A 10,511-nucleotide genomic window follows, 5' to 3' on the forward strand; every position below is an offset into this window, starting at 1 on the left:
CCGGACGCGGGGGGAGGTGCGGGCCTACTCTCTGGGGTGTGCCTGGCGTGTCCGGCCGGATCCTCGTGGTGGACGACAGCGAGGTCATCCGGCAGCTGATCAGGGTCAACCTCGAGCTCGAAGGCTTCGAGGTCGTGACCGCGGCCGACGGTGCCGAGTGTCTGGAGATCGTGGAGCGGGTGCGGCCCGACGTGATCACGCTCGATGTGGCCATGCCCCGGCTCGACGGACTGCGGACCGCCGAGCGGCTGCGCGCCGGCGAGCGGACGCGCGGCATCCCCCTGGCGATCGTCAGCGCCTGTACGCGGTCGGAACTGGGGGGCGAGCGGGCGCGGGCGGCGGTGGTGGACGCGTTCGTGGCCAAGCCGTTCGAGCCGGTGGAGCTGGTGCGGACGGTGCGGCGGCTGGCCGCCGGCGGGCGCGGCAGCGGCGGCGCGTGCGGGACGGAGCCCGTCGTGGGGCGGCCGGGCTGAGCCCGTGGGGCGCACCGGCCCGCGGTCGGCCGGTGTGAGGTGCGTGTCATCCCTTGAAACGCGTTCGCGCCTCCCCGCCCCCTCTCCCATACCCTTGACGCGTGACTCCCGCCCAGCTCTCGCGCACCGTGCTGCGCACCGTGCGCCGCGCTGCCGGCGACGGCGCGCTGGGCGAGCTGTCCCCGGGTGCGCTGGAGGCGCTGGACGGGCTGCCGGAGCGGATCACCGTGGGGCGTCCGCCGCGGCCGGGCTGCGGGGACTACGCCACCAACGCCGCGCTGCGGCTGGCCGCCGTCACCGGACGGCCCGCCCGGAGCGTGGCCGAGGTCCTGCGGGAGAGGCTGGCGCGCGAGGCGGGCATCGCCGATGTGGTGGTCGCCGGGCCCGGGTTCCTCAACATCACCGTGGCGGGGGAGGCCCGGGCGGAGCTGGTGGAGGCCCTGGCGGCGCGGGACGGGGAGTACGCGGTCGCGGAGCGCACCGACCCCGCGCGCGACGTCCGCGGGTGGGCCGCCGCCACCGGCGTGGAGCCCGGCCCCGGGCTGCTGGAGCAGCGCGAGTCCAACCCCCTCTTCCTCGTCCAGTACGCCCACGCCCGCGCCCGGGCGCTGCTGCGCGGCGCCCGTGCCCTCGGCTTCGCGCCCGAGGCCGGGGCGGGCGGGTACGCCTACGACACCCCGCGCGAGGCGGAACTGCTGGGGGCGCTGGCCGAGTACGAGCGGACCGCCGCGCTGGGCGACACCGGCCGGCTCGCCCGCCGGCTGGAGACGGTCGCCGACGGCCTCCTCGGCATACACGCGTCCGTGCTGCCGGCCGGGGAGCACAAACCCCTGGCCGCCCACCGCGCCCGGCTGGCCCTCGCCCAGGCCGCCGGGACGGTGCTGGCCGGCGGCCTGTCCCGGCTGGGCGTCACCGCACCCGTACATCTGTGATGGAGAGCACGAAGCGACCATGAGCCGTTCCGCACATCCCGCCGGGCCCCGCCACGCCGACGTCCTGCCCGAGGGCCACTACACCCCGCCGCCCGCCGACCTCAACGCCCTGGACCCGCGAGTGTGGGCCCGTACCGTCGCCCGCGACGAGCGGGGGGTGACCACGGTCGGCGGGCTGGACGTCGTCGCGCTGGCCGAGGAGTTCGGCACCCCCGCCTACGTCCTGGACGAGGACGACTTCCGGGCCCGCTGCCGCGCCTGGCGCGAGGCCTTCGGCGACGAGGCCGACGTGTTCTACGCCGGGAAGGCCTTCCTGTGCCGCGCGGTGGTGCGCTGGCTGACCGAGGAGGGCCTCAACCTCGACGTCTGCTCCGGCGGCGAGCTGGCCACCGCGCTGGCCGGCGGGATGCCCGCCGAGCGCATCGCGCTGCACGGCAACAACAAGTCCACCGCCGAGATCGAGCGGGCCGTGGAGGCCGGGGTCGGCCGGATCGTGCTGGACTCCTTCCAGGAGATCGCCCGCGTCGCGCACATCGCCGAGCGGCTCGGCAGGCGCCAGCGGGTGCAGATCCGGGTGACGGTGGGTGTGGAGGCGCACACCCACGAGTTCATCGCCACCGCCCACGAGGACCAGAAGTTCGGGCTCGCGCTCGCCGACGGGCAGGCCGCCGAGGCGGTGCGGCGGGTGCTGAAGCTGGACAGCCTGGAGCTGGTGGGCATCCACTCCCACATCGGCTCGCAGATCTTCGACATGGCAGGCTTCGAGGTCGCCGCGCGCCGTGTGGTGCAGCTGCTGACCGAGGTCCGCGACGAGCACGGCGTGGAGCTGCCCGAGATCGACCTCGGCGGCGGTCTGGGCATCGCCTACACCCCCGACGACGACCCGCGCGAGCCCCACGAGATCGCCAGGGCGCTGCACGAGATCGTCGCCCACGAGTGCCGGGCCGCCGGGCTGGCCGCGCCGCGGCTGTCGGTCGAGCCGGGCCGGGCCATCGCCGGTCCGACGACCTTCACCCTCTACGAGGTCGGCACCGTCAAGGAGCTGCCGGGCCTGCGCACCTACGTCAGCGTGGACGGCGGCATGTCCGACAACATCCGCACCGCGCTGTACGACGCCGAGTACTCCGTGGCGCTGGCCTCCCGCACCTCCGAGGCCGCGCCGATGCTCTCGCGCGTGGTCGGCAAGCACTGCGAGAGCGGCGACATCGTGGTGCGCGACGCCTTCCTCCCCGCCGACCTGGCCCCCGGCGACCTGCTCGCCGTCCCGGCCACCGGCGCGTACTGCCGGTCCATGGCGAGCAACTACAACCACTCCCTGCGGCCGCCGGTGGTGGCGGTCTCGGGGGGTGAGGCCCGGGTGATCGTGCGGCGCGAGACGGAGGAGGACCTGCTCGGCCTGGACGTCGGCTGAGCCCGGCCCGGACGGCGTCCGTACACCGCCGGACGCCGTCCGGGCGGCGGCCCCCTCACCGGGCCGTCTCAAAAACGGAGGATGACGTCTCGCATGCTGGATGGAACGGGGGATCCCGTCGTCCGTGCGTGAGACTTGAGTCCACAGGACTGTGGAGAAGCGAGGTCTGATGATGCGTACGCGTCCGCTGAAGGTGGCGCTGCTGGGCTGTGGGGTCGTCGGCTCAGAGGTGGCGCGCATCATGACGACGCACGCGGAGGACCTCGCCGCCCGGATCGGGGCCCCGGTCGAACTGGCCGGGGTCGCCGTCCGCCGCCCCGGAAGGGTCCGCGAGGGCATAGCGCCCGAGCTGGTCACCACCGACGCCGCCGCCCTGGCGGCCCGGGACGACATCGACGTGGTCGTCGAGGTCATCGGCGGCATCGAGCCGGCCCGCACCCTGATCACCACCGCCTTCGAGCACGGCGCCAGTGTGGTCACGGCCAACAAGGCGCTGCTGGCCGAGGACGGTCCGGCCCTCCACGAGGCGGCCGAGAAACACGGGGTGGACCTCTACTACGAGGCCGCCGCCGCGGCCGCGATCCCGCTGGTGCGTCCGTTGCGCGAGTCCCTGGCCGGCGACAAGGTCAACCGCGTCCTGGGCATCGTCAACGGCACCACCAACTTCATCCTCGACCGGATGGACTCCACCGGCGCCGGGTACTCCGAGGCGCTGGACGAGGCCACCGCCCTGGGGTACGCCGAGGCCGACCCGACCGCCGACGTCGAGGGCTTCGACGCCGCCGCCAAGGCCGCGATCCTGGCCGGCATCGCCTTCCACACCCGCGTCCGCCTGGACGACGTGCACCGCGAGGGGCTGACCGAGGTCACCGCCGCCGACATCGCCTCCGCGCGGCGCATGGGCTGCACGGTCAAGCTGCTGGCCATCTGCGAGCGCGCCGCCGACGGGCGCTCGGTCACCGCCCGCGTCCACCCGGCGATGATCCCGCTGACCCACCCGCTCGCCTCCGTCCGCGAGGCGTACAACGCGGTCTTCGTCGAGGCGGAGGCCGCCGGCCGGCTGATGTTCTACGGGCCCGGCGCGGGCGGCGCGCCCACCGCCTCGGCGGTGCTGGGCGATCTGGTCGCCGTCTGCCGCAACAAGCTCGCCGGCGCCCGCGGGCCGGGGGAGTCGGCCTACGCACAGCTTCCGGTGAGCCCGATGGGCGAGGTGGTCACCCGCTACCACATCAGCCTGGACGTCGCCGACAAACCGGGCGTCCTCGCCCAGTGCGCCACCGTCTTCGCCGAGCACGGGGTCTCCATCGACACCGTGCGCCAGCAGGGCATCGACGGCCCCGGCGACGGTGCGTCGCTGGTCGTCGTCACCCACCGGGCCTCGGACGCGGCCCTGTCGGCGACCGTCGAGGCGCTGCGCAGACTGGACACCGTACGCGGCGTCGCGAGCACCATGCGGGTCGAAGGGGAATGAGGAAGATGACCGTCACCACCGCCAGTCCTGGCAGCACCAGCACTCCTCGAATGTCCGGCGCCCACCAGTGGCGGGGCATCATCGAGGAGTACCGCGACCGGCTTCCGGTCACCGACGACACCCCCGTCGTCACCCTGCGCGAGGGCGGCACCCCGCTCGTGCCCGCACAGGTGCTCTCCGAGCGCACCGGCTGCGAGGTCCACCTCAAGGTCGAGGGCGCCAATCCCACCGGATCCTTCAAGGACCGCGGGATGACGATGGCCATCAGCCGCGCCAAGGAGGAGGGCGCGAAGGCCGTCATCTGCGCCTCCACCGGCAACACCTCCGCCTCGGCGGCCGCCTACGCGGTGCGCGCGGGGATGGTCTGCGCGGTGCTGGTGCCGCAGGGCAAGATCGCGATGGGCAAGATGGGCCAGGCGCTGGTGCACGGCGCCAGCATCCTCCAGGTCGACGGCAACTTCGACGACTGCCTCACCCTGGCGCGCGGCCTGTCCGACAACTACCCGGTGTCGCTGGTCAACTCGGTCAACCCGGTGCGGATCGAGGGCCAGAAGACCGCCGCGTTCGAGGTCGTCGACATGCTCGGCGACGCTCCCGACATCCACGTCCTGCCGGTCGGCAACGCGGGCAACATCACCGCCTACTGGCGGGGCTACCGGGAGTACGCCGCGCCCGGCCCCGACGGCGGGGTCCACGCCTCGCGCACACCGCGGATGTGGGGCTTCCAGGCCTCCGGCTCGGCGCCCATCGTGCGGGGCGAGCCGGTCAAGGACCCGCGCACCATCGCCACCGCCATCCGCATCGGCAACCCGGCCTCCTGGGAGTACGCGGAGGCGGCCCGCGACGAGTCCGGCGGGTTCATCGACGAGGTGACCGACCGTCAGATCCTGGCCGCCTACCGGCTGCTGGCCGCGCAGGAGGGCGTCTTCGTCGAGCCGGCCTCGGCCGCCTCGGTCGCCGGTCTGCTCAAGGCTGCCGAGCAGGGGAAGGTCGACCCCGGCCAGCGGATCGTCTGCACCGTCACGGGCAACGGCCTGAAGGACCCGGACTGGGCCGTGCAGGGCGCTCCGCAGCCGATCGTCGTACCCGTCGACGCGGACGCCGCGGCCGAGCGCCTCGGCCTGGTGTGAGGGCGCCGGGCCCGTGACACCCTCCGCGCCGGGTGCGTGCCCGCCAGGGGCCGCACCCGGCACGGGGGCGCATCGACGGCGCGCGACACGCATCGTGCGCCTCCCGTACGCCCTGTACCGCCACCGAACCGTCCTTCGATAGGGTGGGAGTCACGTCCCGACCTGTCATACGGCATGTGCCAGAGGTCAGTGGACCGGTCCGGCCCCAGCCGCGGTTCCCGAAGGCGTCCCGCCGCGCGTCCGCGACCCGCGCCGGACCGGCGTCCGCCCGCACATCCGACCGAGCATCCGAGCAGCACAGTCCCGCAGTCCCACAGGACAGTCACACCAAGGAGAGTCAACGAGCGATGGCCGGTCCCGCGTTCCGCGCCGCCGCCGTCCGGGTGCGCACCCCCGCCACCAGCGCAAACCTCGGTCCCGGCTTCGACGCCCTCGGTCTGGCCCTCGGCCTGTACGACGACGTCGTGGTCCGCGTCGCCGACTCCGGACTGCACATCGACATCGCCGGCGAGGGCGCCGACACCCTGCCCCGCGACGAGAGCCACCTGCTCGTACGCTCCCTGCGCACGGCCTTCGACCTGCTGGGCGGCCAGCCGCGCGGCCTGGAGGTCGTCTGCGCCAACCGCATCCCGCACGGCCGCGGCCTGGGCTCCTCCTCCGCGGCCATCTGCGCGGGCATCATCGCCGCCCGCGCGGTGACCACCGGCGGCGCCGAGAAACTCGACGACACCGCCCTGCTGGAGCTGGCCACGGAGATAGAGGGGCACCCCGACAACGTGGCGGCCTGCCTGCTCGGCGGCTTCACCCTCGCCTGGACGGACGGCGGCGCGGCGCGGGCGATCAGGATGGACCCGGACCCAGCCGTCGTCCCGGTGGTCTTCGTCCCCGACCGGCCGGTGCTCACCGAGACCGCCCGCGGACTGCTGCCCCGTACCGTCCCCCATGTGGACGCCGCCGCCAACGCGGGCCGCGCCGCCCTGCTCGTCGAGGCGCTGACCCGCCGCCCCGAACTCCTGCTGCCCGCCACCGAGGACCGGCTCCACCAGGAGTACCGCGCCCCCGCGATGGAGGAGAGCGTGGAACTGGTGCACCGGCTGCGCGCCGACGGGGTGCCGGCCGTCATCTCCGGCGCCGGGCCCACGGTTCTGGCGCTGGCGCAGGACGCCACGGCCGACAAGGTCGCGCGTCTGGCGGGCGACGGATGGGCGGCCAACCGGCTGTCCCTCGACACGGCGGGAGCCGGTGTGCTGCCGCTGGCCGGCACGGGCCGGTGACACGAATGCGGGCCTTGGAGAGGGGGAATGTTTGTTGGGTCCGGTAGTGTTAACCTCAAGTCTGCACTCGCAGCCTCCTGGGACGACCCGAGGGCGGTGCGGTGCTCTCCGTGATCCCATGGGTACAGTCCCATACGGGGCCACTCCTTCTTCCGGGAGCCTCCAGAACTGCCTGAGCAGCCTGCCGAGCAGTGCCGAGCTCGCTCCGGAACGGCGTGATTGACGCACGTCATCCCCTCACGCCACACCACGTATTGACTATGTACTGATTCCTCCGCCGTACATCCGGGCGGAACCACCGCCCCGGCCCGGTCGAGACGAAGACCGCCGCCGGACAGCACAACCGGTCGCCGAGCCAGACAGGCCGACGCCCGCTCCAGGGAAGGACCCTTCGTGAGCGATACCACCGATCTGATGGGCGTGGACGCCGCCGAAGCCGCCGCGCCCGCCACGGACGCCCCTGCCGCGCCCGCATCCGGTACCGCCCCCAGGCGTCGCCGCTCCGGCACGGGCCTCGAGGGCATGGTTCTCGCCGAACTGCAGCAAGTCGCCTCCGGTCTCGGTATCAAGGGCACGGCGCGGATGCGCAAGAGCCAGCTGATCGAGACGATCCGGGCCAAGCAGGCCGAGAACGGCTCGGGCTCCGCCCCCGCCGCCGCCGAGGCACCGGCCGCCCCCGCGGAGAGCAAGCCGCGCCGCCGCGCGACCTCCAAGGCGCGTACGGGCGAGAGCGCCGAGGGCGCCGCCGGCGAGGCCGCTCAGCAGCAGATCGACATCCCCGGCCAGCCCGTCAGCGACGAGCCCGCCGGCGAGCGCCGCCGCCGCGGAGGCAAGGGCGCCGAGGGCAGGGGTGCCGAGGCACCGGCCGCCGCCGAGACCGCCGAGGAAAGGCCCGCCGAGGGCCGGGGCGACGGCGGCAGGCAGGACAAGCAGCAGGACAAGCAGGAAAAGCAGCAGGACAAGGGCGACCGCCAGGACAAGGGCGGCGACCGCCAGGGCAAGGGCCGCCAGCGCGACCGCCGCGGCAAGGACGGCGGCCAGCAGCAGGGCCAGGACGGCGGCAACCGCCAGGGTCGCGACCGCGACAACCGCGGCGACCGCGACGACGACTTCGAGGGCGGCCGCCGCGGACGCCGGGGCCGCTACCGCGACCGCCGGGGCCGCCGGGGCCGCGACGACTTCGCCGCCGAGCCGCAGATCTCCGAGGACGACGTCCTGATCCCGGTCGCCGGAATCCTGGACATCCTCGACAACTACGCGTTCGTGCGCACCTCCGGCTACCTGCCCGGTCCGAACGACGTGTACGTCTCCCTGGCCCAGGTCCGCAAGAACGGCCTGCGCAAGGGCGACCACGTCACCGGCGCGGTCCGCCAGCCGCGCGAGGGCGAGCGGCGCGAGAAGTTCAACGCGCTGGTCCGCCTGGACTCGGTGAACGGCATGTCGCCCGAGAGCGGCAAGGGCCGGCCCGAGTTCGGCAAGCTCACCCCGCTGTACCCGCAGGAGCGGCTGCGGCTGGAGACCGAGCCGAACCACCTCACCTCGCGGATCATCGACCTGGTCTCGCCCATCGGCAAGGGGCAGCGCGGTCTGATCGTGGCCCCGCCGAAGGCGGGCAAGACCACGGTCCTGCAGTCGATCGCCAACTCCATCACCCGCAACAACCCCGAGTGCCACCTGATGGTCGTGCTCGTGGACGAGCGGCCGGAGGAGGTCACCGACATGCAGCGGTCGGTCAAGGGCGAGGTCATCTCCTCGACCTTCGACCGCCCGGCGGAGGACCACACCACCATCGCCGAGCTGGCCATCGAGCGGGCCAAGCGGCTGGTGGAGCTCGGCCACGACGTGGTGGTGCTGCTGGACAACATCACCCGCCTGGGCCGCGCGTACAACCTGGCCGCCCCCGCCTCGGGCCGCATCCTGTCCGGTGGTGTCGACTCCACCGCGCTCTACCCGCCGAAGAAGTTCTTCGGCGCCGCGCGGAACATCGAGGACGGCGGCTCCCTGACGATCCTGGCCGCCGCGCTGGTCGAGACCGGCTCGCGGATGGACGAGGTCATCTTCGAGGAGTTCAAGGGCACCGGCAACATGGAGCTCAAGCTCGACCGGAAGCTCGCCGACAAGCGGATCTTCCCGGCGGTGGACGTCGACGCGTCCGGCACCCGCAAGGAGGAGATCCTGATGGGCGCCGAGGAGCTGGGCATCGTCTGGAAGCTGCGGCGCGTCCTGCACGCGCTGGACCAGCAGCAGGCCATCGAGCTGCTGCTGGACAAGATGAAGCAGACGAAGTCGAACGCCGAGTTCCTGATGCAGATCCAGAAGACGACGCCGGCGCCCGGCAACGGCGACTGACCGGCGTCCGGCGCAGCACGGCACGGCGAGGGCCGCCCCACCGCACACGGTGGGGCGGCCCTCGCCGCGCGTGACCACCTCGTCACCGTCCCGTCACCGCCGCGCCCCACGGCCCGCCTCCACGGCCCGCCCCTGAGGAAGGCGCGGAGTGATCAGGCCCGATGGGGGTACGCCGTCGCAAGTGGAGAAGGAGGTCCCCCGCCGACCGCTGACCGTCCGGCCCGACCCGGCCCGGCGGCCCCGGCTGGCACCGGCCGGCCCCACGGCAGCCCCGCGACAGCCCCCCACACGACAGGGGAGACGTACGGCAGACGAGGAACGACATGGCGGACGAGGACACCACCATCGGCGGCGGGCGAAGCGGCGGACGGGAACGCCGCGGCCCGCGCCCGCGGCGGCGCAGGGGCCTGTACGCGGCCGCGTGGGCCACGGTCGGCGCCCTCGTGCTGGCCGGGGCCGGACTCGGGCTCGTCTACTCCAGGATCGACGGCAACATCGCCGGGATCGACATCGACTCCGTCCTGGGCCCCGACCGGCCCGCCGACGTCCCCGACGGCACGCTGGACATCCTGCTGCTCGGCTCCGACACCCGCGCCGGGGACAACTCCCGCTACGGCCGCGACGACGGCACCGCCCGCTCCGACACCGCGATGATCGTCCACATCAACAAGGAGCACGACCGGGCCTCCATCGTCTCCATCCCCCGGGACACCCTCGTCGAACGGCCCGAGTGCGAGAAGACCGGCGGCGGCACGGCGCCCGCCGCCCGTCGCGCGATGTTCAACCAGGCGTACGAGATCGGCGGCCCGGCCTGCACCGTCAAGACGGTCGAGTCGATGACCGGCATCCGCATGGACCACTACGTCGAGCTCGACTTCGACGGCTTCGAGAAGGTGGTCGACGAACTGGGCGGGGTGGAGGTCACCGTCACCGAACCGATCGAGGACGAGGACAGCCGGCTGGAACTGGAGCCGGGACGCCACACCCTGGACGGGGAGCGGGCCCTGGCACTGGTCCGCACCCGCAAGGGCGTGGGCAACGGCAGCGACCTGGGCCGCATAAAGCTCCAGCACACCTTCGTCGAGGCCCTCGCCGACCGGGTGGGGGAGGTCAGGGTGTTCTCCGACCCCAAGAAGACCTACGACCTCCTCGACACCGTCACCTCCCACCTCACCACCGACGCGGCCCTGGCGTCGGTCCCGGACCTGGCCGGCCTGGCCGGGGCCGTGAAGGGCATCGACTCGCAGGACATCGAGACGGTCACCCTGCCGGTGCGCTACTCCTCCGCCGATCCCAACCGGGTGGTGCCGATCGGGGTGCAGACGGAGCGGATCTGGGACGCGCTCAAGGCGGACCGGCCGATCCCCGACTCCGCCACCAAGGGGTCCGCGGCCCGGGAGGCCACGGAGGCCGAGGACGCGGTGGAGGCGGAGGGAGCCGGAGGAGGCGGTCAGGCCGGGTAGGCCGGGGA

The 10,511-nt window shown here is 73.6% G+C and carries 8 protein-coding genes; all 8 read left to right on the forward strand.

All coding sequences use genetic code 11. The features are described from left to right. Positions 1 to 38: 38 nt before the first annotated feature. The 8 genes from L7D48_RS19620 to L7D48_RS19655 all read left to right on the forward strand — a co-directional run bounded on the left by L7D48_RS19620 (position 39) and on the right by L7D48_RS19655 (position 10,503). Positions 39 to 473, forward strand: coding sequence for a response regulator (locus L7D48_RS19620; RefSeq protein WP_374492913.1), 435 nt, complete (start codon positions 39 to 41; stop codon positions 471 to 473). 101 nt (positions 474 to 574) lie between these two features. Next, the gene (locus L7D48_RS19625) at positions 575 to 1,405 is read left to right on the forward strand and encodes a DALR anticodon-binding domain-containing protein (RefSeq protein ID WP_237880846.1); all 831 of its coding nucleotides are present in this window, start codon (positions 575 to 577) and stop codon (positions 1,403 to 1,405) included. 19 nt (positions 1,406 to 1,424) lie between these two features. Continuing rightward, positions 1,425 to 2,816 carry a diaminopimelate decarboxylase gene (gene lysA / locus L7D48_RS19630; protein WP_237880848.1) on the forward strand — a complete coding sequence of 464 codons (1,392 nt, stop codon included), beginning with the start codon at positions 1,425 to 1,427 and terminating at the stop codon, positions 2,814 to 2,816. Between the two features lie 169 nt (positions 2,817 to 2,985). After that, entirely contained in the window at positions 2,986 to 4,287 is a 1,302-nt protein-coding gene (locus L7D48_RS19635) for a homoserine dehydrogenase (RefSeq protein WP_237880850.1), read from the forward strand. Between the two features lie 50 nt (positions 4,288 to 4,337). Continuing rightward, a complete protein-coding gene (gene thrC / locus L7D48_RS19640; RefSeq protein WP_237880858.1) occupies positions 4,338 to 5,417 on the forward strand; it encodes a threonine synthase in 1,080 nt (359 codons plus the stop codon). A 347-nt stretch (positions 5,418 to 5,764) separates the two neighbouring features. Then, a complete protein-coding gene (thrB, locus tag L7D48_RS19645) occupies positions 5,765 to 6,691 on the forward strand; it encodes a homoserine kinase (protein ID WP_206349649.1) in 927 nt (308 codons plus the stop codon). A 393-nt stretch (positions 6,692 to 7,084) separates the two neighbouring features. Next, the gene (rho, locus tag L7D48_RS19650; protein WP_237880852.1) at positions 7,085 to 9,040 is read left to right on the forward strand and encodes a transcription termination factor Rho; all 1,956 of its coding nucleotides are present in this window, start codon (positions 7,085 to 7,087) and stop codon (positions 9,038 to 9,040) included. Positions 9,041 to 9,363: 323 nt separating this feature from the next. Beyond that, entirely contained in the window at positions 9,364 to 10,503 is a 1,140-nt protein-coding gene (locus L7D48_RS19655) for an LCP family protein (protein ID WP_237880854.1), read from the forward strand. Positions 10,504 to 10,511: the final 8 nt, after the last annotated feature.

Source organism: Streptomyces sp. ICN903 (assembly GCF_022015835.1).
In the GTDB taxonomy this organism is placed as follows: Bacteria; Actinomycetota; Actinomycetes; order Streptomycetales; family Streptomycetaceae; genus Streptomyces; species Streptomyces fenghuangensis.

What these genes read in the sequence shown, in the direction of transcription:
- lysA (WP_237880848.1), top strand. Translation starts at nt 1,425, where the DNA reads ATGAGCCGTTCCGCACATCCCGCCGGGCCCCGCCACGCCGACGTCCTG.
- L7D48_RS19635 (WP_237880850.1), top strand. Translation starts at nt 2,986, where the DNA reads ATGATGCGTACGCGTCCGCTGAAGGTGGCGCTGCTGGGCTGTGGGGTC.
- thrC (WP_237880858.1), top strand. Translation starts at nt 4,338, where the DNA reads ATGTCCGGCGCCCACCAGTGGCGGGGCATCATCGAGGAGTACCGCGAC.
- thrB (WP_206349649.1), top strand. Translation starts at nt 5,765, where the DNA reads ATGGCCGGTCCCGCGTTCCGCGCCGCCGCCGTCCGGGTGCGCACCCCC.
- L7D48_RS19655 (WP_237880854.1), top strand. Translation starts at nt 9,364, where the DNA reads ATGGCGGACGAGGACACCACCATCGGCGGCGGGCGAAGCGGCGGACGG.